This is a genomic window from Brevibacillus sp. MCWH (genome assembly GCF_013096935.1).
Classification (GTDB): Bacteria; Bacillota; Bacilli; order Brevibacillales; family Brevibacillaceae; genus Brevibacillus; species Brevibacillus aydinogluensis.
The window spans coordinates 26,476-49,476 of sequence record NZ_SDLF01000014.1 but is presented as its reverse complement, the minus strand read 5'-3'; the positions used below and the strand labels follow the sequence as shown (position 1 = coordinate 49,476).

Sequence of the window (23,001 nt, the reverse complement as noted above, 5' to 3'; positions counted from 1 at the left end):
GTCACCCTGCCCTGCCGCGCATCCGGTCTTGCTCCCGCGATGCCAGCGGCTGTGCGCTGAACGTCGCGTAGTGCAGCCGGCGCAGCCGGTATATCAGCCTGCTCAGAGTGGCGATGAGGACGGGAAACGAGGCGGCAAACAGGGACAGCCCCTGGTATTCGATGTCGCGCAGGGCCCAGGCAGCTGCTATGTTGGCCGCCAAAAAGATCGCCGAGAGCGCCAGCGCTCCCTTTCGATCATCAAAGTAGAGCAACAGCAACAGCGAAACACTGGTCATGATGTACGTGTAAAAGGACATAACCAAAATGTTGAAGGTATCCACCTGTTGGGCGGTAAAACCGATGTAGGGCAGATACAGGATGCCGCAGGCTACAGCCACCAGCGAAAAGACGAGTTGAATCCCCATCAGCTTGGCCATCTCGCCGATCAGCACCTGTTCCATCTCGCGGCGGGCGCGGTCGATCTCGATAATGCTTCCCTGTCCAAGAATCGCGTCGTAATACTGGCGATACTTCGGGTAAAATGCCGTCTCCACCGACACCACGAACCAGACCAGCGTCGGCAGCACGGAGAGGACGGCGTAGTAGACGGCCACATCGTATTCCGGAGCAAGCAGAAACGTCCCCTCCAGCCACTCGCCGTGAAACACCCACTGGGCAAACTGATGCGCATACATCGAGAAGGCGGTGAACAGGCCGATCGCCAACAGGGAGGGATACTGGCGCAGATACGAGACCAATCCATTCGGATACAGCGGCTTGGGTGTGCGAAAGAAACGCTCAATCTCCCACAGCAGTACCGATGCCGTGACAAAAAATCCGCCGGCCAATCCGGCAAACAGCCCCCACGCTGCCAGATGCTCCCCTTCCAGACGAACGTACAGCCAGACCGCAATCATCGCCAGCAGCATGCCTGCGAAAAATGCCCCGGCAATCCGGCGGTACGCTTTCATCGCCGACACGTACACCACGCCCATCCAGATGACAATCAGCTCCATGTACATCACAACCAACACCAGCTTCTCCGCCAGCTCCAGCGGCGCCAGCAGGAGAAAAGCCGCAGCGGGCACCGCAGCGCTGCCCAGCGCCAGCTGCAGGCTTCTATAAAACGTCGGCAGCAGTTCGTCGTAGCGTTTATCGTAGAGCTGGTCGGACGCAAGCCGGGTAAACAGCATGGAGAACGGAGCCGCGACGATAAACGAAAAGGCAAAGACGTACGCTGTTCCCGCCTGAAACAGCAGCCGGGCCCGATACGGCGCCATTTCTGTGACGAGCAGCCAATGGACGGCCGCGACCGCCGCCATACAGCTCAGAATCGGCCCCACCGTCACCAGCGAAGCGTACGAGATGGCCTGCACGCGGCCAAACAGGCCTTCACGGTCAAACAGCCGCTTTAGCTGGAAGCCGATACCTGCCATGTCTTCTCCTCCTTTCCGAGCGAGGCGTACAGCGATTCGTAACGGGAAATGAACTGCTCGTGGGTATACGCCGACAGGACGCGGCGCCGTCCGTTTTCTCCCATTTCCCGGCGCAGCGATTCGCTATTGCACAAGGTGATGATGGCGCGGGCAATCTCTTTGTCGTCCAGCACCGGCACGACCAGCCCGGCGCGGCCTTCCACCCCGCCCGCCTCGCTGCCGTAGAGCAGTTCCCGACAGCTTCCGACGTCGGTCGCCACGACCGGTTTGGCCGCCGCCATCGCTTCCAGAACGGCCAGCGGCTGCCCTTCGCTGATGCTGGTAAGCACGACCACGTCCAGCTTGCCGATGCGAGTCTTGACGTCGACGCTGCCCGTGAATGTGAGATCCCGCACGCCCAGCATTTCCGCCAGTTCCACGCATTCGCGGTAGTAGTCCGGGTCCTCGTCGTACGGCCCCATGATGCTAAACCTGGCTTGCGGCACTTCCCGCTTGACCACAGCGAAGCTCTGGATCATCGTCCGGATGTCCTTGATCGGCACCACTCGCACGATGGCACCGATGTGAACGGCCGGGTCGTCCGCCGTTTTTCGCGGCAGGTCGACGTATTCGTCCGCCTTGATGCCGTTGGGGATAATCGCGATTTTTGACTCAGGGCAGCCCAGCTCGATCTCGATCTCCCGGTTTCGGTTGAACAGCGTCACCACCTGGTCGGCATACTGGTAGGCGCAGCGGGCCAGACCGTAAAAATAGCGAATCCACAAGTCTTTGAAATACCCTTTGACCCAGTCCGCCTTGATGATCTCCTCCTCCCGCTCGCGGGAATAGATGCCGTGCTCGGTCAAAAGCATCGGACGGCCGTAGCGGTGCTTGCCCAGACTGGCGATGACACCGGCGTACCCGGTCGAGACGGCGTGGTACAGGTCCGCCTCGGGAAGCGGGTGGCGAAGCAGCTGCATCAGCGGCAGCAGCATGGAACGGACCGTCCAGAACAACTCCCGAAACGGAAGCTGCTCGTACCGCTGTCGTGCCACATCGCTCAACAGATCAAAGTAATCCTGGCTCATCAAAAATTCCGTGGACGCATCCCAGCGCCCGCCGCACAGCAGCTGAAACAGTGTCTCCCAGTCGGTATCCCGCTCGCCGACAATCAGCCCCTGCAAGGCGTCCCGTTCTTTGCCGCTCAGTTCAATCCGGCGGCCCCAGCGGCCTTCTTCCTGCAAAAAGGTGTCGAGAAACACTTCACGAACCTCGCATACATTGTCGGGCGGCCGGTAGGAGAATCTCCCCCTGTTTCGCTCCTCCGCTCCGATGGCAAATATGACAAACTCGTGCTGGGGCATGGAGTTGATCAGGTCATGAATCCAACTGGACACCCCGCCGGTCACATACGGATAGGAACCTTCCGCAACAATACAAATTTTCATGGTTTATCCGTCCAATCAATTGAAAAGATTTCTTGATCGGCGCGCACCAGAAATGCGCCCTGATCGATGCGCCGCACTTCGCACTGCTTCGTGCGCACGATGTTTCGGTCGGTCCGCAGCAGAAAGTACTGCGGGCCGGAAAAGCCGTTGATGTAGCCGGTTAGGCCATCTGGACGCCGTTCAAACACAGGCTGGCTCACTAGCGTACGCCTTGCCTCAGCGCTCGCCTCTGCCGAGGTCATGGGCCGCAGCCAACCGTATTTGTCCTGCACCAGTTCCAGGAACTCATCCAGGCGCGTGTACAGATCGCGCCAGCTTTCTTTGCCGCCCCGTTCCTCATCAATCACGTCGTCCGGGTGAACAAAGTGGGAAAAGATGCCATGAGCGGTGACTGCGTTGGCCATCGCCCAGCGGTCGTACTCATCGATCAAGTGCCCGGACGTCACGCGCGGCAGCTCCACCAAGCCGTCGGGAGCCAGTTTGTATTCCTGCACATAGGAGATATCCTGGTGGTCTTCGATGTAGAGGGACGAGATGTTGTCAAGGTCGGGCAACGCCTGTTTCAGCACCTGCCGCCCCGCACCATCCAGTGCGTTGGACGGCGGCACGTAGGTACGCAGCGGGTAGTGGGGAAAGACAGACTCGACGTACTGCCGCAAGGAGCGAAGCGAGTCCTTCATCTCCTGCTGGCTCGACCACACGTTGTAGCCAAACGCCCGCGACAACCGCGGAATGGTGGTCAGCGACTGATGGTTGTAGCCGTGGATGCCGATTTCTCCCCCTTCCTTCAGCAGTTCGCGCCCGTACATCACCAGGCTGGAGACGTCCGCTTCGTTCTCCCAGTCAAACGGCGGGGTAACCCGGTCGCTGTAAGTGACGATGAGCGCCCCTGTGTACTTCAGATCGTGCCTGCGCGCCAGCCGGATCATGTCCGGCCACCACACTTTCTTGAAAAATTGCGGCAAATCCATCCGGTAGTCCCGGTCGATGATGGGATGGGTTCCCTGGGGGAACGGGGCGGGAAAGTCGTCGAGAAACATCAGTTTGGCGTTGAGCACCGGATAGATCAGGTCGGGCAGCAGCACGCCGATGGCGCCCGCAAACAGTCCGCGGTTGATCTTCTCCTGCAGCAGCACGCTGTTGAACACAATGTAGGCTCCCTTTTCATACGGCGCCTCCCACAACAGCGGCACATGTTCCCCCGCCGAGACGTGAACGCGGCTGCGCTGTCCCAGCTTGACGCGCAGCACGTGATTCTGCAGGCCGGGATCGCGAAACACGCTGTCGGCAAACCCGAGCAGCACGTTGGTGTGGAGGTGAATCTCGCTGGTATCCACGTACGTGCCGATCTCAACGATATCCAGCCGGCGGTACATGGCGGAAAACGCCTCGTTGTTGTCCGGCTCGATCGCCAGCAATACGCGGCCGCCCCGCGCCACGTAGCCGTTCAGCCATTCCGATCCGGCAAGCCGCGTCAAATCGGACACGGTCACAATCACGCCATCGGGCGCTGGAACAGGCACGGCGCTTCCCACAGGCAACCGCTCAAACTGCTTTTTCATCCCGATCAGGAGTTGTTCCGCCTGATACGCCACCTTTTGGCTCATCGCGTCATTCGGGTCTGCCAGGATGACCAGCCGTTCCTGATCGATGCGGGCCAGCTCCGCAGGCGTCAGCGCGTTGCGGGCCGCGGCCTTGGCACTAAGTCCGTCGTTGAACCCATTCCAGCGCATCACCAGCGTTGAACGGGACATCTGCATCAACAGCGTCAGCAGGAGTACGAAGACGAGCAGCACAATCATGCGTCTGAGCGATTTTGTCCTGATTATCATACGAAATCCCTGCTCCAGTACCGGATAATCTGCAAAGTCGGATACGACACGGTGATGGACGATTCTTTCAGCCTGTTCAGCGTCTCGTGAAACTTCATGACGGCCCGCAGCGAGTAATACAGTTTCAGCGCCGTGTAATAAGCCATCTCCGATTGCGGATAAGCCTGGAGAAACCGCTCGCAGGCTGCTTCTGCCCTGTCGTAGCGGCGCAGGAGAAGTTCGCATTCCACCTTGTCGGCAAACGCCTCTTCCCCGCAGTCCTCACGTCGGATCAAACGCTCCAGTACATCCGCCTGCTGCAGGCGGTAGGTGCGCTCCATCTCGGCATCCATCAGCCCGCTGCCGATATACCGCTTCAACGCGTTGGCATACCCGGCCAACACGGTCGGATCATCAGGGGAACGCTCCCGTTCGACCGACCACCGCTGCAGTTCGGCCATCATCCCCCGTTTCATTTCCACAATGGCGGTGACGGCGTAGTGGGCGGTTTCACTGTCATCGTTACGGGCGGCCTTGGCGAGGTAGCTGACGAGGTCCAGCGTTTCCTCCTTGAGAGCGTCCATCACGATCCGGCGGCGGGTGGTGTGATCATTGAGCACCAGTGCCTCTTCAATCGGCACAATCGACGTCTCCTTCTCCAGATCCACTTTGACCAGGACGCCTCCCGAATCCGCCTTCAGTCCCACCACGTCGGCGAATCGGTCCGGATTGGCGGACGCACTCTTGGCCCCCGCCCTGCTGGCGACCAACACCAGCGGCAACCCGGCAAACGGGAGCAGGCAGGCCAGCGCTGCCCTGCCGCCGCGCATCGGTTCCCGGCGGCGAAACAGGATCACCAGATACACCGCCGTCAGCACGTAATAAGCCGCAATTGCTCCGTTAAGCATAGACCGTATCCTCGCTCACCAGGCGCGTTGCCACGCCGTATTTTTGCAGCCGCTCCATTGCCGCCCCGGCCTCTTCCGGCCCGGAGTTGGACAGGAGCAGCACCAGCTGTCCCCGCAACAGCCCGATATAATCCGTGTCGCGCAGCAGGTGGGCAAGACGCGCAGCCGTTTCCTTGAAGCCGTTTTCGGAGGTTTCCACGTGCAGCAAGGTGTACGCGGCCTGGTACCGTTTCTTGGCCGCCTGTTTGCTGCGCAACACTTCCAAAAAGGCTCCCTCCTGCAAAATCGGGGTCTCCTCCACGAAGCGTTCGCTGCGCGTGGCGGCCACGTAGATAAAGGCACGGGAGAGCGAGCGGGAAATCATGTCTACGGCAATCCGAAACAGGTTTTCGTGGTACAGGGTAAACTGTTCAAACCCCTGCTCGTGCACGCAGACCAGCGCGACCGTCTCTCCCTGGTGAACCACCGGCGCTGCCAGCATCGGCAGCTCCGGCACCAGATTTTTGTTCACCCACAAGCGCTGCGACGTAACGACCTCGGAGAGTTCCGGCACGTCTCTCAGGTGCAGCGAACGGGGGGCGCGCAGTTCGTCGTCGTTGGACTGCAACAGCAGCCGCAAGTAGCCGGTCGCCGATACGGCATAGATCGAGATTTTCCTGGACTCCATCAGGTCTTCCATCACATTCACCGCTGCGCTGACCACCTGTTCCGGCTCCAGGCTCTCCAGTTCGGTCACGAGCGCATGGATGCGGCCCAGGCTGTCCCTGTTGGTCAGCACCTGTCGCTGCAGGGACTCCTTGACGCTGCGCGTGTCCTTGTACACGTCCATCAGCAGCTTATACCGCTGCGCTTCCACCGCCAGCTCGTTTTTGGCAAACGCCAGCTCTTTTTTGTATTTGTCCCGCACAAACCCGACCGACAGGCCGAAAAACAGGTAGACTGCGGCGACAAACAGCGTTTCCGGGTCAAACAACAGCGAGCCCCAGGCGCGCCCGTTGGCCAGGTTGTCGGCCACATACAGGCTGATCACCGCCGCAGCGGAGAGAAACGACTGGCGCGAGCCGTAGAGCAGCCCGATCAGCAGAATGTACAACAGCCGAAAATCAATGCCATATTCGTATAAAAGACCGCTCTGGTCGCGGGACAGCAGGACGACTGCGGCAAAGGCCAGCCCGTTTTCCACATACGGCCGGACGATCCGCCACCATCTGGGCGTCTCTCTTGCGGGTGCTGCCTCTTCACGGGCCGCAACCGCCTCCTGCCGCAGCATCCATTCGTAGGTTTTGGCAATCCCCTCCTGCAGCGAATAGAGCGGCACCCAGTCCAGGTCGTGCTTCAGCCGGCTGTTGTCCAGCAAGGAGCGGGTGATCTCGCCCGGCCTGCTGTCGAGGTACTGGACATCATTTATCGGAACCAGCGTTCGGACCAGCTCGATCAGCTCGTTCACACTGGTTTCCACGCCCGTCGACACGTTGTAGATGCCCGTCACATTGCTCGTGGCGCCGCGGTAAATGGCATCGGCCACATCGTCGACGTAGATGAAATCGCGCGTCTGCGTTCCGTCGCCAAAGACATACAGCGGTTTGCCTTCCCGTGCCTGGTTCAGAAAGGCGGAAATGACGCTCCCTTCCCCTGAGCTGCTCTGACGGGGGCCGTATACGTTGGAGAAGCGCAGGCACAAGGTATCGAGCTTGTACAACTCCTGCCATTTCTCGCAGTACATCTCTCCCAGCCGCTTGTTCATCCCGTAGGGCGACAGCGGATGGCAGGCTGTCTCTTCACGGATCGGAAGCTGGGCGGTATCGCCGTAGACGGCCGCGGACGAAGCGAAAATAAACTTTTTGACGCCGTGCAGCCGCGCGCAATTCAGCATGTTGAGCAGCCCGAGGATGTTCGCCTCCGCATCGTGGCAGGGGCGTTCCAGTGAGTCCATGACGCTCGTATGGGCCGCCAGGTGAACCACGACGTCGAATCCCACGCTGCGAAATACTTCTTCGCAGGCCCGGTCATCCACGCTGTAGATGTACGCTTTGTGGGGGACGGTCACGCGTTCCCGCCTGCCCGTAGACAGGTTGTCGATAATGTACACCCGATGACCCTCTTTGTGAAAACGTTCGACCACCGAGGACCCGATGAAGCCATATCCTCCCGTTACGAGAACGTTCACGCACAGACACCTCCAATAGACAATCGACAACAATTGACAATTACGTTCGTTTTATTCGGAATTCCCATCCGCTTTGGGACATAAGACCTTGAACAAGTACGAAAACCTAGATCATTTGATTCATTCGTTGCATTCCTGCTTGTGCTGTCGTGTCTGCTCACGCAGGCCGCAGACGCCTCGTCTCCGACTGCTGCCGCTGCAGATGCGCCTAGTCTGCCGGCTGTTGGTCTGCTTTGATATTTCAACGGGCGTTAAGCAGGTATGAGGTGAATACAGGGCGGTCGGGACGAGGAAAATTTCCATACATAGCCAATGAATAGGACTATTATACTATGGCGATCAACCATCTTGCCACGTATGATTATCGAGTTTTTTCGCGCGGAGGCTTTTCATCCGCTCGCTGTCGGGCGATCACTTGTGCGTGGTTCCCGAAACCGTTCGCGGCTTGCCGGCTCTGCTCGGTACTTTTCTCCTATCTGTTATCCGATTTCTTTGAGGTGTTGAATGGCCCATGCCACCCGGTCTTTCTGCAGCGGTTTGGCCAGAAAGTCGGACGCGCCCGCGTCGATCGTCCGCATGATGGCATCCCGCTGCACAACGGCTGAACAGACGATGATCTTGGCCTTTCCGTCGATTTTCCTGATCTTTTTCACCACCGCCAATTCGTCCATGGCGGGTGTAGATACATCCACGGCGACCAGGTCGGGACGGAACAGCATAAATTGTTTGACCGCCTCCTCTCCCGACTCCGTCTCCACCACCACCTTCAGCCCGAGCGATTCGAGCATGTCGCGAAGGAATCCCCTGGTCAACGCCGTGTCATCGACAATCATGGTCGTTTTCACTGGTACTCCCCATTTCTTCTGTCCTGGTGCCGCACTAGTATATTCCCTCCTTCTTACCATATTTCGCCGCTCGCAAAGCATGACATGACGCACATGACTTTCGAGCCAATCCGGGGCCGAGAAGAGACTACCTGCTTTGCGTTTTCTTCCAACGCAGATACCACTCCCGAACGGCCTTGTGGGGGGCGACGCCGTACTCTTCGCTCAACATCCTGTTCAGGTTCATGTACTCTCTCACCACGGCATTGCGGTCGCCTAGTCTGTCATACAGCTTCATCAGCTTTACGTACGTCTCTTCCACATGCGGGTGAAAGCGCTGGATGCGGTGATAGACGGCCAGCGCTCGGGCGTATTCGCCAACAGACTCCAGATAGCCGGCTACATGATTCGCGTGGTAAAACCAGTGCGTCCGCAGCCGCTGCCGCTCGCTTTCCGCCCATATGTAGTCGTAGTCGTCCAGGTAATCTCCGCGGTACAATTCAAGCAAGCGCAAGTGTTCGGACAGTCTTTCCCGCGTAACGGGGGACCACATCCTTATGCCGCGCTCCCATTCATCCACATCCACCCTGACGTGTTTCATGTCCAGCAGATAGCCGTCGTCGCAGTTGCTGATGTGAATGCCGACGTTGAGCTCTTTCAATGTTTTTCTGATCTGGTAGATGGTTGTGTACAGCCGGGCAAAACCTTTTTTGTGGTCCGCATCCGGCCAGAACAATTCCAGCAGCGCATCTTTGCGAACGGGCTGGCCCCGCCGATGAACCAGGTACGCAAACAGTTCCTGCGCTTTGGCCGTCCGCCAGCGGATGGGTTCCGGTCCGCGCGGCGGAATCTCGATCTGCAGGGACTGAAAGCAGCGGATCATGATGGCTTGTCCTGCGAGCGAAACGACGTGCGTCTCATACCGCCTGTCAATCAGCCGCTGCACCGTTTTGATCAGGCGGTCGCGCTGAACCGGTTTTAGCACGTAGTCCAGTGCGTTGAGCTCAAACGCCTTGACCGCGTACTCATCATAGGCCGTTACAAAGACAAGATCCGTTTCAGGCGAGAGTCTGAGCACCTGTTCCGCCGTTTCGATGCCGTTCAACTCGGGCATCTCCACATCGAGAAAGATGACGTCGGGCTTTACCTGCGAAAGCTCATCCAAAGCGCGGCGGGGATTTTGATATCGCCCGACGATTTCCAGACCTCCGCATTCCCGCAGCAGTGTTTCCAGGTGGTACAAAGCCAGAGGTTCATCGTCAACCAATACGGCTTTCAGAGTTTCACACCTCGCTTTTTCAACCCGAATCCGACACAAGCCGCACATTCTATTATCATAGGCATTCGATCTCAACAATTTCTGAACACGATCACGGGCGGCCCGCAAAGACAGGCCGCCCGTTTTCAGCTGGCCTCCGCCAGCCATCTACGACGCTCCCAACTGTGCCAGCATGTTCATCAGCACATTGGATTGCCGCAGCTCGTCTTCTGCTGCTCGGGTGAACCCCCTTCTGATCGCGAGCGTCACCGCCCGATCGGCAATGTCCCGGTACAGATCGGCGGCGGCCAGCTCGTCCCGGATGGCAAATTCCAATCCCCGGGCAAATGATTCCGGTGCCGGCACTTCTTCCCGCCTCACTTGCGGCGCCCGTCCGGTCAACTGCCGGTAGATTGTCGCGAATCGCTGGGAATGCTTGATCCGCTCGTCGCGGATGATGTTCAAAACCGTCCGGATGCTGTCGTTGGGGGCCAGCTCTATCAGCCTGCTGAAATAATTGATGGCCCGCTCTTCACGTTGGGTGGCCCGCAAGATATCGGCGGCCAGCGCCCGATCGCGCGGTTCGCTAAATCCCGGCTGCCGTACGAGCCTGGGCCAGTAGCGGGGAAAAGCTATCGGATAACCATGCATGAGAATCTCCTCCACATGTGTAAAGATGATGTATACCCCAGCTTATGGTTGTGCCCATGAGGTAGTGAACCCAGATGCGCAGGGAATATCGTGGGCTGCCAGAAAAAAATGAAAAAGACCCTTTGCCAGGGTCTTTGCATCGCTCGCGCCATCTGACGCGTTCAGCCCGCTTTTCGCAGCGTGGCCGCCTGTCCCGGCGGGAAGGAGACTATCGCTTCCATGTCGCCCGCCAGTCTGTACCTGCCCAATGTTCTCGGTAACAGCAGGTGATCCCCTTTTTTCACCGTAAGCTCACCGCCGCTCCATTCCAGCAGGGCTGATCCGGCGAGAACGGACACGAGGGAGAACCGGTCCCCGGACTCTTCTTCGCGCGAGCCGTGCAGCGTCCATTTTTCTACCGTGAAAAACGGGCTGTCCAGGTAGTGGTTCACCTGCAGGAAGCGGCTGCCTGCTGTCTTTGCCCGGATCTGTGCCGGCTTGTTCGGCACATTGGTTACCTGCAGCACCTTGTCGATGTGCAGTTCGCGCTTCCGTCCGGACTGGTCGACGCGGTCGTAGTCGTAGGCGCGGTATGTGGCGTCTGAGTTTTGCTGAATTTCCAGGACGACAATGCCTTTGCCCAGCGCGTGGAGCGTGCCGTGCGGAATGTAGAAGAAGTCGCCGGTCCGCACCGGGACTCGCACCAACAGGTCGTCCCAGCGGCTGGCCTTCACCATCTCCGCCAGTTCCTCCCGCGTCCTGGCGGTATGGCCGTACACGATTTCTGCTCCAGGTTCGGCGTGCACGACGTACCAGCATTCCGCCTTTCCCAGTTCGCCGTTCTCATGGACATGGGCAAAGCGGTCGTCGGGATGTACCTGTACGGATAACGAGTCGTTGGCGTCCAACAGTTTCACCAACAGCGGAAAGCGGTCCGGACGCTTCGGCGCAAACCAATCGGGCTGTTCCGCCAGCAGTTCGCTGATCGTCTTTCCGCGATAGACGCCGTTTCTGATCGTGGTTCTGCCTTTCGGGTGATCGGATATGACCCACGCCTCACCCGTCTGCTCACTGGGAATGGGATAGCCGAATAATGTACGCAGGCGATTGCCGCCCCAAATCCGTTGATGATACATCGGTGAAAACAGTAACGGATACGCGTTCATTTTCCTCACTCACCCCGGTTGATCTCAGTATGCAAACAGGCACTGCCAGCGAATCACGACAAGATGGTACGGGTACACGAGTCCGCTGTTTCGAGGTTACCAGTCCACCGTCAGCGCGGAATCGGCAAACGCAAGAGACTTCTCGATCTCCCGTTTGATCTCGGCCAGCCCTTCCGCCGATTCCGCCTCCGCCCGCAGGACCAAAATCGGCTGCGTGTTGGAGGCGCGGATCAGTCCCCAGCCGTTCGGGAAGATCACCCTCGCGCCGTCCACGTCAATAATCTCGCGCTCGGGCCGGAAATACTGTTTGACCTTGTCCAGGATGGTCCGCTTTTTGCTTTCCTCGCAGGGGACTCTCGTCTCCGGCGTGGCGTGGTAGCGGGGAATGTCGGCAAACAACGCTGACAGCGGCTTGTCGCTGTTGGTCAAGATGCGAAGCAGCCGCCCCGCCGCGTAGAGCGCGTCGTCAAAGCCGAAATACTCGTCCTTGAAGAAGATGTGGCCGGACATTTCACCGGTAAACGGCACGTTCAGCCGTTTCATCGAGGCTTTGATATGAGAATGGCCGGTGCGGTGGAACACGGGCACTCCGCCCAGCTTCTCGATTTCTTCCACCAGTGCCCGCGAGCATTTTACTTCCACCAGCGCCTGGCATCCGGGATGTTTCGGCAGGATCTCCCGCCAGAACAAAATCATCAGCTGATCGCCCCACAGGACATTGCCCTGCTCGTCGACGACGCCCAGGCGGTCGCCATCGCCGTCGAAGGCCACCCCGAGGTCGGCTTTTTCTTCGCGCACCTTGCGAATCAAGTCCTGCAGGTTTTTCGGGTCGACCGGATCGGGATGATGATGAGGGAAATTGGGATCGGATTCACAGTAGAGCGGAACCACTTCGCAGCCCCACTGGACCAGCGCTTTCGGCACGAACGGCGAGGGGGTGCCGTTGCCGCAGTCAGCCACCACCTTCACTTTGCGCGGTCCAAGGACAATTTTTTCCCTGAGCATCGCCAGATAGGGCTGTTCGATGTCCACCCGCTCCACTCCTTCCTGTAGGGAGAAAGGTTGGTGCGGCACGCCTTCCTCGGCGAGCAGCGCGCGCATGGTGTTGTACAGGTCCTGAATCGCCTCGCCGTAGATGGTGGTCTTGTCCATGGCAATTTTAAAGCCGTTCTCGTCACCGGGGTTGTGGCTTGCCGTCACGATCAGCCCGGAAGGAATGTCCAGATGCTCCAGGCTGTAGTAAAACATCGGTGTCGTCACCTCACCGATATCGACGACGCGGATGTCCGAGCGAAGAAGCCCGGCCATCAGAGCGGTTTGCAGCTCCGGCGAGGATTTCCGGTTATCCCTCCCCACGACCGCCTTGTCCAGCCCGGCCGCCTTCAGCTTTCGGCCAAACGCTCTCCCCAGGAGCCAGGCAAACGCCGGATGAATCTCTTTCCCGGCTCTGCCCCTGATGTCGTACTCCCGGAAAACGTGGGACGGGATGTGAATGCCGTGTGCAGCCGTAACGTCCATATGCATCAACCTCCAGTCACCGCATTGTGATAAATCGCTTCCGTCAGCAAGTAGGACAGGGTCGATTCCGCTCCCCGATTCAGATTGGCTCCGTTTGGTGTCAGTCCGTCGCAGCAGCTGCCTTCCGCCGCATCTGCCATCGGCACGGCTCCATCGTTGCCGCCGTAAAACCACGCCCGGCATTTTTCCACTGTTTGCCAGTACATAGGATCAGCCAGTACCGCATGGGCTTCCGCCGAAGCGAGCGCCAGTTTCATTACTTCCAACGGCTGCTGATCCCAGTCGCTGCGGGACTGCGGCGTGCACCAGCCCCGGTTGCCGATGGGGCGAATCACGCCGTTTTGTCCGGTCATCTTGGCGATCAGAAAATGGAGACTCTCTTTGGCTATTTCCAGCGTCTCCTCCCGCTTCGTCACGCGGTAGGCGGAAAACAGCGCCCACGGCAGTACGCCGTTTCCGTAGGTCATCACCGGCTCGAACCAATGCCAACCATCTCCGGACGCCTCCCGGTACAGCCGGATCAGCCGTTCTTCAAACAGCTCGATCAGCTCCATGCAGGCGGCAGAATCGGCAGAGCCGCTGCCGTTCCTGGCCAAAAAGCTGCACGCTGCCAGCGCGAAGGCCCATCCGCGCGGAAACTTCATCGCCGTCGCCCGCGGCAGCCCTTTGGCAAGCAGTTGGGAGGCGACAAACCGCCGGCCGCTGTCGGGAAGCGACGCCGATGCGACCGCGCACGCCCACAGCGCACGTCCGAGACAGTCGTCGGACGGCTTCTCCGGTTCCGGCCTGCGGTCGTAGCCGATGTTGTTGTGAAAGCTGCCATCCTCCTGCTGAACCCACAGAAGAAACCCGAGATAGCGGTCGATCAGGCGGTCAAGGGTCGCCAGCAAATCGCGGTCGCCTGTCCGGTTCGCATGCTGCCGCCAAACGGCACACGCCCACAGCGCTCTGGCGTTGTCATCGGTTGTATAGCCCTCCCGGCGGCGCGGGATGTTTCCGAGACAGTGCTCCAACAGTCCGGTGTCATCGGTCATTCTCTCCAGGTGTCGAAAGCTAACGGGAAAGGGCCGCAACGGGTGTCCCCTCCGTCTGTTCAAACGTGCTGCCGGACTGTTTGGAGAGGGTGGCAAACAGGGAAGCGCAGCGCTTGCCGATCTGCGGCCAGTGCATGGCGGAGCCGACGCGGCCGATCTTTGCCTCCCAGTCCCGCCTCAGGCTGTCGTCACGCAAGAGCGACGCGATTTTTTCCGCCCACCGGTCGGGCTCGCCATACGGAATCAGCAGCTCGTCGCAGCCCTCCAGCAAATCCTGGGCATAGCTGTACGGCGTGCTCAACACCGGACGTCCCAGCCCGACGGCATAGGCCAGCGTGCCGCTGGTGATCTGCTCCATTCCCGGGTAAGGGGTGACGTACAAATCGCACGCCGTCAGAAATTGGACCAGTTCCGCTTCGTCCACGTACCGGTCGATCATCACCACATGGCGTTCCAGGCGGTTTCGCCGGATCAGCTCCATCAGCTCCTCCCGGTACGCTTCTCCTTCCCGTTTCTTCACTTCCGGATGGGTTTGGCCGACCACCGCGTAGAGCAGGTTGGGGACATCCTTGACCGCTTGCGGCAGCGCCTCCAAAATCAGTTCCAACCCTTTTCCGCGGCTGAGCAGGCCAAACGTCATCACGACTTTTTTATCCGCCCAGTTCAACCGCTGCCGAACAGCCTCCCGCTGCTGCGGGTCGGGGACGGGGGTGCCGTGCGGGATAAACGCGATTTTCGCTTCCGGAATCCCGAACGACTGCCGCAGATAGCCGACGGCCCGGCGATTCATTACGACGATCCGATCGCTCCGTTCGGCAATCTCCCGCTGAATCGACCGGTACGGTTCCTTAGGCGAGGCAAACACGGTGTGGAAGGTCGTGACCAGCGGTTTTTTCAGCTCGCGTACAAAGTCCAGCACATACGCCCCTGCTTCCCCGCCAAAAATGCCAAACTCATGCTGCAGGGAGACGACCGACACGCCGCTCGCGTTCACTCTCTGCGCCATCGCCCGATACGCCTCCCTGTCGTGTTTGGCAAGCGGCCACAGCGCCTGATCGTTCCCGTACTCCTGTTCATCCCCGTCGGTCATCACGATCACCGGGTCCGCTGCGTTCCACAGGTTCGCCTGTTTCACGTAATGCCGCAGGTGATGGGTATACGTCGCCAGTCCGCACCTTTTCGGAACGTACGTGCTCATGTAAGCCACCTGGATCATCCTTGTCCTCCTCCCGCTGTCCGGTTCATCACCGCTTCATGCAATATGTGGCTGGCTTCCAGCTCCAATCCGTATCCAATGATGCAGTTTTTCAACTGGGCCGCGTCACGCACCTTGCAGCCGTTCCACATGATCGTTTCCGAGCAGCGGACGCCCTTGCCCAGTTCGCAGCCGTCGCCGATCACCGCATACGGTCCAATCACGCTCCGCTCGCCGATTTTTACCCGCCGGCCGATCAGCACCGGCGGCACGATCAGCACGCCTTGGGCGACCTCGCTCTCCTCCCCGATCAGGATGCCCGTGCCGTGTTCTTTTTCTCGCAGCGGCAGGGACAGCTTGCGGTCCAAGAGGTCCCAGTGCACCTGCCGGTAACGGTTTTTCGTCCCCAGATCCATCCAGTAGCCGTCGATCAACGTGCCGTAGACCCCCACGTTCCGTTCGATCAGCAGCGGGAACGTCTCCCGTTCGATCGAAACTTCCCGTCCCTGCGGTATCCACTTCAGCACCTCTTTTTCCATCACGTAGATACCGGCGTTAATCCGGTTGGACGGCGCCGACTCCTTGTCCGGCTTTTCCACGAAGCGGATAATTTCCCCGGTGTCACGCTGTTCCACCACGCCGAACTGCGACGGGTCATCCACCTCGGTCAGCCCGATCGTGACGCCTCCCTTGTGCTTCACGTGGAAGTCCAGCAGCGGGAGCAGCGAGACCTGGTGAACGATGTCCGCATTGACCGCCAAAAAACGGTCGCTCAGCAGTGTTTCCGCGTTTTTGATCGCCCCTGCCGTGCCCAACAGTTTTTTTTCCACGGCGTATTCGATGTTGACGCCCCACGCCTGTCCGTCGCCAAAGTACCGTTGAATCATTTCCGGATAATGCTTGACGGCAATCACAAAATCGACGATTCCCTGCTGTTTGAGGTGAACGATGAGATGCTCCAGCCACGGGCGGTTTCCCACCAAAGCCATTGGTTTTGCCAGATTTTCCGTCAGCGGTCTCAGCCGGGTGCCCAAACCACCCGCCAACAGCAATGCCTTCACGAGTCATCATCCTCCCTTTTTTGAGAAAATAAAAAAGAAGCTTGCACATAAACGAAATCTTTTACCTTCATTTGGAAAAATGAGAAATAAAAAATTTCCATTTATGAACAATCTTCTTTTTTGTTACACAGCACTCAGGAACTAACAGCGATGTGCCGTATGGGTTCTGGAAAGACAACGGTAACGTGCGGCGTCGAACCGGCTGAAGCCTGTGTTCTTCACGCTTGTCGCACCACTACTGTTAGCACTCGATTGGTGTGAGTGCTAACAATTCATATGGTAAAATTATGATAACTTCCTGGCAACCGTGGATTTCAGCGATTTTTCCCGACTTTCACTAAAAATGAGGATATTTCCCACATTACAATTCGTTTTCTCCATACTCTTCCATAAATCTCGCTATTAGGCCGTTTTTTTGTAGACTTGTCCCTCGTCGCATTGGTCGCAAACGCATGAGCTGCCGAGGAAGAGCGGCCCGTTGTGTATGCGGTCCCCCTGTCCAAAGCGCCTGGTGCCGGGCAGACAGACAGGTTTTTCCCAGCCCTCCCGAACATGACACACAGCTGTCACGGACGCCGGTCAACTGTCTGTGCCATAATAAAATCTGTACCATAGCAAAAACGACCCTTTGAGGGGCCATCGCTCAAGGAAAGGAACCAAAGCTGATGAACAACATCCGCACGATACGCGAAGAACTGTTGAAACACCCCGTGTACCGGGAGATCAACACGCCCGAGCGCGTCCGTATCTTCATGCAGCACCACGTGTTTGCTGTATGGGACTTTATGAGCCTGTTGAAACGGCTGCAGCGGGACCTGACCTGCACGGAGGTTCCCTGGATGCCGTCCCGACACAGCCAGTACGCCCGTTTTATCAACGAGATTGTGCTGGGCGAGGAGACCGATGAAGACGGTCAAGGCGGCTATGCCAGCCATTTCGAATTATACGTGGAAGCGATGAACGAATGCGGCGCGGATACCGGTCCCATCAATCGCTTTTTGGCCGAACTGCAGGCCGGACAAGACCTGCTTGCAGCGCTCAAGGCCGCGGAAGTTCCGGATTCCGTCTTTCGCTTTGTCCGCCATACCCTGGACCTGGCGAAAAACGGCGGAACCCACGAAGTATGCGCTGCCTTCTTCTTCGGACGGGAAGACATCATCCCGGACATGTTTCAGGTGCTGGTCGACGAACTGAACCGAAACGGCCAGTCGACCAAACGGCTGAACTACTACCTGCAGCGGCACATCGAACTGGACGGGGACGAACACGGCCCGCTGGCGGAAAAGCTGCTGACCGCCTTGTGTGAAGACTCCCCGGAAAAACAGGCGGAGGCGGAACGAACGGCCGTGCAGTCGCTTCGTGCCCGCATCGATCTGTGGAACGGAGTGCTGGCCGTGCTGTAGCCGCACCGGAGGAACAGACGCAAAAAACCGGACGGTACCCGTCCGGTTTCCTCTGCACTCATCCCGTACTGACTTCCTTTTTCCCGAAAAACGTCTTGAGCGCTTTGTACACTTCCCCCTTTTCCCGGATCACACAGTGCATGAACTTCGGATCTTTGATGTGCCGGAAGGCGGACATCAGGGTAGAGTGCCGGTTGTACTGATTCACTTCTCCATATCCAAACATGTTGCAGCGTTCCATCAATTCCTTGACCAGCTTGACGCATCGCTCGTTGTCGGACGTCAGATTGTCGCCGTCTGAAAAGTGGAAGGGATAGATGTTGTACTGGGACGAAGGATAGCGGCTGTCGATGATCTCCAATGCCTTCTTGTAGGCGGAGGAGCAGATCGTGCCGCCGCTCTCTCCTTTTGAAAAAAAGACCTCCTCCGGCACTTCCTTGGCTTCGGTATGATGAGCGATAAAGACCATTTCCACCTTTTCGTACTTGGTGCGAAGAAAACGCACCATCCAGAAGAAAAAGCTGCGGGCGATGTACTTTTCAAACACACCCATCGAGCCGGAAGTGTCCATCATGGCGATGATGACGGCGTTGGAATGCGGCTTGACGATCTCCTCCCACGTCTTGAAGCGCAGGTCATCGTCGCTGATGCCCAACTCCAGGTCGTTGTAACCGGCCAGGGCATTGCGGCGGATGGCGGCGAGCAGCGTCCGTCTTTTGTCGATGTTGCCCATCAACCCTTTTTTGCGGACGTCGTTGAAACGCGTCTCCTCCACGATGATCCTGTCCTCGTCCTTTTGCTGGAGGTTGGGCAGCTCCAACTCGGCAAACAGCATCTCTTCCAGCTCTTCGACAGTAATCTCCGCTTCAAAATAATCGACACCCGGCAGATCGCCCGCTCCCTGTCCCTTGCCAGGGCCCTGGGCAGCGTCCCCGTCTTTGGCGATGACGTCGCCCACTTTGCTGTTTCCTTTGCCCTGACCGCCGTGCTTTCCCTTGTGAAAGTTAAAACGGAGCCGGTACTCATCCAGGGAACGGATCGGGATTTTGATCACTTCCCGCCCGTTGGACATGATGATGTTTTCCTCACTGACCAGATCGGGCAGGTTTTTCTTGATCGCTTCCTTCACTTTTTCCTGATGCCGGTTCTGATCCTGGTATCCTTTGCGGTGCAGCGACCAGTCTTCCCGGGAGACGACGAACGGTGACGAATCTTCCATACAGACTCCCCCCTCCTGCTGGCGCATCTTCGGCGAATGGGCTTCCCTGGCAAGCCAGCTCCGGGTGCCCCGCGAGCACGTTATCTGTTCAGCAGACTGCCGACATACCGGAGAAGCTCATTGGCGCACACAGGGCAGTAGCGGTGTTCATCGATCAGCCGTCTGGTCACCTCGTTGATTTTTTTCAACTGGTGTTCGTCCGGTGTTTTGTTGGAGGTGGTAATTTTTACCACATCTTTCAAATCGGCGAACAGCTTCTTCTCAATCGCTTCCCGCAAGCGATCGTGCGTGCTGTAGTCAAAACGCTTCCCTTTGCGTGCGTAAGCCGAAATGCGAATCAGGATTTCTTCGCGGAACGCCCGCTTGGCGTTTTCTGAGATGCCGATCTGCTCCTCAATGGAGCGCATCAGGCGCTCATCCGGGTCCATCTCTTCGCCGGTAACGGGGTCCCTTATTTTATTCATATTGCAATACGCTTCCACATTGTCCAGGTAGTTGTCCATGAGCGTTTTCGCCGATTCTTCGTAGCTGTAGACAAACGCTTTCTGCACTTCCTTTTTGGCCAGTTCATCGTACTCCTTGCGGGCCATGGAAATGAAGTTGAGATATTTCTCACGTTGTTCCTTGGTGATGGAGGGGTGTTGGTCAAACCCGTCCTTCAGCGCACGCAGGATGTCAAGCGCGTTGATGCATTCCGTGTCCCGGCGAATCAATGCGCTGGAGATCCGGTTGATCACATAGCGCGGGTCGATCCCGGACATCCCTTCGTCCGGATATTCGTTCCGCAATTCCTCCAGATCGGAGCCTTTGAATCCTTCCACCGACTCTCCGTCGTACAGGCGCATCTTTTTCAGCAGATCAGCGCCCTGTTTTTTCGACTCCTTCAGCCGCGTGAGGATGGAAAAGATGGCGGCGGCCCGGAGCGCGTGCGGCGCGATATGGACGTGGCCGAGATCAGACTGCTTGATCAGCTTGGCGTAGATCTTTTCCTCGTCGCTGACGCGCAGGTTGTACGGAATCGGCATGACGATGATCCGCGACTGCAGCGCCTCGTTTTTCTTGTTGGCGATAAACGCCTTGTACTCCGCCTCGTTGGTGTGGGCGATAATCAGTTCGTCTGCGGAAATCAGGGCGAAACGGCCGGCCTTGAAGTTGCCCTCCTGGGTAAGCGAGAGCAGGTGCCAGAGAAACTTTTCGTCGCATTTCAGCATTTCCTGGAATTCCATCAAGCCGCGGTTCGCCTTGTTCAGCTCCCCGTCAAAGCGGTATGCCCGCGGGTCCGACTCGGAGCCGTATTTGGTGATCGTGGAAAAGTCGATACTCCCGGTCAGGTCCGCGATGTCCTGAGATTTCGGGTCGGACGGACTGAACGTGCCGATGCCGACGCGATCGGCTTCGGAAAAGAGGATACGGCGAACGGGAAAATCCTCAATGCGCCCGCCGTATTCCGTCTCCAGCCGCATGCGGTTGTACGGGGTCAGTTCCCCTTCAATTTTGATTCCCAGTTCTTCCTCAATCTCCGGCCGCAGTTCGCGAGGGATCAGGTGGAGCGGTTCCTCGTGCATCGGGCAGCCGTCCAGCGCGTACACAGCGCCCTCATCGGTGCGGGTGTACTCCTCCAATCCGCGTTTCAGCAGCGTCACGATGGTGGATTTCCCCCCGCTGACGGGTCCCATCAGGAGCAGAATCCGTTTGCGTACATCCAGGCGGCGGGCAGCAGAGTGAAAATACTCTTCCACCAGCCGCTCGATCGCCCGATCCAGTCCGAAGATCTCCCGACTAAAAAACTTGTACGAGCGGGTGCCGTCTTCGTTTTCTTCGACTCCTGCTGCTTTAATCATGTTGTAGACCCGCGCATGTGCGGTTTGGACGATCTTCGGATTTTTCCGTACCATCTCCAAATATTCGGCAAATGTGCCTCTCCACATCAGATTTTCTTCACGGGCCCTGTGCTCGGCGATGCGCTTTAAAATGTCCATGCTCGTCTCTCCTCCTTCATAAGCCCCTCTCTCTTCGCGAACAACAGTGTACTTTCATGTATATGTCCGACTGGGGCCACGCATGCGCATGGTCCCGTTCCATCGGAGCAGGATGCACAATCCTTTTCATATGTGTATGCACAATGACAACACATGTTTCAGCCCTCCCGTGACAAAACTGGCCCTGCCCGGTTCACTGTCAGCCGGCGAAACATTCATGAAAATGACAGAAACGGCAAAGCGTAACTCTCTTGCAAACAGGGCAAGCTACGCTATAATGGGAGTAGTTTGGAAATACGAAAGGAGCAGTCCAACATGGGTACGTTTATCGTAGGGTTGGTCTTTGCCGCTTTCCTGTTCTTCATTCTCACGGCGGGATACAACGAGGACAAAACCTGGAATCTGTAGGACCGGGCCGAATCGTCGGCTTTCCTTTTGCCATCGCTCCCAGGAAAAAAAGCAGGCTGCCTGAATTGGGCAACCTGCTTTTTTTTGCTTCGCACTCGCGGGTGTCGGCTTGTTTTTTGGCAAAAAAAAGACCGTCGCTGCATCACAGTGACGGTCGGCTGTATTCGTGTGATTCCCCGTCTCAGCGGGCAAACACACCTGTCCGTTGGGAAATGGCGGCGTAGAGTTCTTCCAAGGTGCCCCGCTGATCGACCGGATACTGCGGTTCGCCGCGGTCTTCCAGCCAGTTGGTGACCAGAAACGTCTTCATCCCCAGCGTACCGGCAACCATGTCTTCCTGCATGTGGTTGCCGACCATTACGCATTCTGTCGGCTGCACGCCGAGCTGTTGGCAAATCTCGGCGAAGTAGGCGGGATTGGGCTTGGTGAAGTGGGATTCCTCGTACACCGTGACCAGCTCAAAGTCATGCGGCGCCAGCTCGATCCAGGCCAGCCGGTGATGAATGGCGGCGCGAGGAAAGACCGGATTGGTGGCGACGGCGACGCGGAATCCTTGCCGCTTGGCTTCCGCCACGATCCGTTTCGCCCACGGCGACGGGTAGGTCATGTGGGAAAGCTTGGGAAAAACATCCCGGTAAAACGCGTCAAACACCGGCCACAGTTCGTCCTTGTCCCACTGGCCGTGTCTGCTGAAATACTCGACAAACACCTGCTCGTTGGTCTTGTCCGGCTCCTGATTGGCAATCATCGCCTTGGTCGCGTCCCAGATCAGCGCGAGCATTTTTTCGGCGTCATAGCGGTCACCGACGTAGCGGCCCAGCTCCTTCAGATAGCCTTTGACAAACGGCTCCGTCTGCATCTCCAACAGCGTGCCGTCCAGGTCAAACAAAATGGTGGTCACCGTCATCGTATCGTTCTCCTTTTTCTTGTCGCACGGTTGGGCGGCGCGATGATGTGCTTCCTGCTGTCCGGTCCGCCTCCTTTTCGTCACCGCATCGAGCAAGATGGTCGTGTTCGGCTTGTCCGTTACGAGAGCCCGGGGAAGCCCAACTGCCTGAGCCCTTCAAACAGGACGATGGCGGCGCAGTTGGACAAATTGATGGAGCGGGTGGCGCCGCTCATCGGAATGCGGATCGTCTGTTCCCGGTACCGATCAGTCAGCTCGGTCGGCAGACCGGTGGTCTCTTTGCCGAGGATGATGTAATCGCCGTCGCGGAAGGAAACCTCCGTGTACAGCTTTTCTCCCCACGTTTCCACGAAGTAAAAGGTGCCGGCATTCTCTCCCTGTGCCTCGACAAAGTGCTCAAAGCTGTCGTAGTGATGAACCTTTACCGCGTGCCAGTAATCAAGGCCGGCCCGTTTCAGGTAGCGGTCGTCCGTGGAAAATCCCAGCGGATGTATCAGATGCAGATGAGCCCCCGTCGCCGCACAGGAACGGGCTATATTGCCCGTGTTGGCGGGAATGAGCGGCTCGTGCAGGACAATGTGCAGTGGCATGTCAACAAACTCCTTGTCAACCGAACTTTCAAACATCCTATATTATACCGAATCCCCCATGGAGATGACCACCTTCCGA

The 23,001-nt window shown here is 58.0% G+C and carries 18 protein-coding genes; 1 reads left to right on the top strand and 17 read right to left on the bottom strand.

Going from position 1 to position 23,001, the window contains the following annotated elements; translation table 11 throughout:
• Position 1: 1 nt before the first annotated feature.
• The 13 genes from pelG to ETC00_RS13420 all read right to left on the bottom strand — a co-directional run bounded on the left by pelG (position 2) and on the right by ETC00_RS13420 (position 16,416).
• Positions 2-1,417, bottom strand: coding sequence for an exopolysaccharide Pel transporter PelG (gene pelG / locus ETC00_RS13480; protein ID WP_171566589.1), 1,416 nt, complete (start codon positions 1,415-1,417; stop codon positions 2-4).
• The gene (pelF, locus tag ETC00_RS13475; protein WP_171566588.1) at positions 1,393-2,844 is read right to left on the bottom strand and encodes a GT4 family glycosyltransferase PelF; all 1,452 of its coding nucleotides are present in this window, start codon (positions 2,842-2,844) and stop codon (positions 1,393-1,395) included. The genes pelG and pelF overlap by 25 nt, the downstream gene beginning before the upstream one ends.
• Positions 2,841-4,676 (bottom strand): DUF2194 domain-containing protein, encoded by a 1,836-nt coding sequence (locus ETC00_RS13470; RefSeq protein WP_171566587.1) that lies wholly within the window; start codon positions 4,674-4,676, stop codon positions 2,841-2,843. The genes pelF and ETC00_RS13470 overlap by 4 nt, the downstream gene beginning before the upstream one ends.
• Positions 4,673-5,563, bottom strand: a complete 891-nt coding sequence (locus tag ETC00_RS13465; RefSeq protein ID WP_171566586.1) for a hypothetical protein — start codon at positions 5,561-5,563, stop codon at positions 4,673-4,675. The genes ETC00_RS13470 and ETC00_RS13465 overlap by 4 nt, the downstream gene beginning before the upstream one ends.
• Positions 5,556-7,730: an NAD-dependent epimerase/dehydratase family protein gene (locus ETC00_RS13460; protein WP_171566585.1), complete on the bottom strand. Its 2,175-nt coding sequence runs from the start codon at positions 7,728-7,730 to the stop codon at positions 5,556-5,558. Before ETC00_RS13460 ends, ETC00_RS13465 begins: the two co-directional genes overlap by 8 nt.
• 479 nt (positions 7,731-8,209) lie before the next feature.
• Positions 8,210-8,575, bottom strand: coding sequence for a response regulator (locus ETC00_RS13455; RefSeq protein WP_171566584.1), 366 nt, complete (start codon positions 8,573-8,575; stop codon positions 8,210-8,212).
• Between the two features lie 127 nt (positions 8,576-8,702).
• Positions 8,703-9,881, bottom strand: a complete 1,179-nt coding sequence (locus tag ETC00_RS13450) for a response regulator (protein ID WP_171566626.1) — start codon at positions 9,879-9,881, stop codon at positions 8,703-8,705.
• Positions 9,882-9,980: 99 nt separating this feature from the next.
• Positions 9,981-10,463: a ferritin-like domain-containing protein gene (locus tag ETC00_RS13445; RefSeq protein WP_171566583.1), complete on the bottom strand. Its 483-nt coding sequence runs from the start codon at positions 10,461-10,463 to the stop codon at positions 9,981-9,983.
• Between the two features lie 161 nt (positions 10,464-10,624).
• A complete protein-coding gene (gene manA / locus ETC00_RS13440; protein WP_171566582.1) occupies positions 10,625-11,608 on the bottom strand; it encodes a mannose-6-phosphate isomerase, class I in 984 nt (327 codons plus the stop codon).
• Between the two features lie 96 nt (positions 11,609-11,704).
• Positions 11,705-13,126, bottom strand: a complete 1,422-nt coding sequence (locus tag ETC00_RS13435; protein WP_171566581.1) for a phosphomannomutase/phosphoglucomutase — start codon at positions 13,124-13,126, stop codon at positions 11,705-11,707.
• Between the two features lie 5 nt (positions 13,127-13,131).
• Positions 13,132-14,160 carry a glycosyl transferase gene (locus tag ETC00_RS13430; protein ID WP_253264301.1) on the bottom strand — a complete coding sequence of 343 codons (1,029 nt, stop codon included), beginning with the start codon at positions 14,158-14,160 and terminating at the stop codon, positions 13,132-13,134.
• A 19-nt stretch (positions 14,161-14,179) separates the two neighbouring features.
• Entirely contained in the window at positions 14,180-15,376 is a 1,197-nt protein-coding gene (locus ETC00_RS13425) for a glycosyltransferase family 4 protein (RefSeq protein WP_171566579.1), read from the bottom strand.
• Positions 15,373-16,416 (bottom strand): nucleotidyltransferase family protein, encoded by a 1,044-nt coding sequence (locus ETC00_RS13420; RefSeq protein ID WP_171566578.1) that lies wholly within the window; start codon positions 16,414-16,416, stop codon positions 15,373-15,375. The genes ETC00_RS13425 and ETC00_RS13420 overlap by 4 nt, the downstream gene beginning before the upstream one ends.
• 665 nt (positions 16,417-17,081) lie before the next feature.
• On the opposite strand from ETC00_RS13420, the gene ETC00_RS13415 reads away from it, so the two are divergent.
• On the top strand, positions 17,082-17,819 hold the full coding sequence (locus tag ETC00_RS13415; protein WP_171566577.1) for a DUF3050 domain-containing protein: 738 nt from the start codon (positions 17,082-17,084) through the stop codon (positions 17,817-17,819).
• A 58-nt stretch (positions 17,820-17,877) separates the two neighbouring features.
• Here the strand turns inward: ETC00_RS13415 and yhbH are convergent, their stop codons facing one another.
• The 4 genes from yhbH to trmL all read right to left on the bottom strand — a co-directional run bounded on the left by yhbH (position 17,878) and on the right by trmL (position 22,922).
• Entirely contained in the window at positions 17,878-19,038 is a 1,161-nt protein-coding gene (gene yhbH / locus ETC00_RS13410; protein ID WP_171566576.1) for a sporulation protein YhbH, read from the bottom strand.
• A gap of 80 nt (positions 19,039-19,118) precedes the next feature.
• Positions 19,119-21,017, bottom strand: coding sequence for a PrkA family serine protein kinase (locus ETC00_RS13405; protein WP_171566575.1), 1,899 nt, complete (start codon positions 21,015-21,017; stop codon positions 19,119-19,121).
• A gap of 589 nt (positions 21,018-21,606) precedes the next feature.
• A complete protein-coding gene (locus tag ETC00_RS13400) occupies positions 21,607-22,332 on the bottom strand; it encodes an HAD family hydrolase (RefSeq protein WP_171566574.1) in 726 nt (241 codons plus the stop codon).
• Between the two features lie 119 nt (positions 22,333-22,451).
• Complete coding sequence (gene trmL, locus ETC00_RS13395; RefSeq protein WP_171566573.1) at positions 22,452-22,922, bottom strand: tRNA (uridine(34)/cytosine(34)/5-carboxymethylaminomethyluridine(34)-2'-O)-methyltransferase TrmL; 471 nt, start codon at positions 22,920-22,922, stop codon at positions 22,452-22,454.
• Positions 22,923-23,001: the final 79 nt, after the last annotated feature.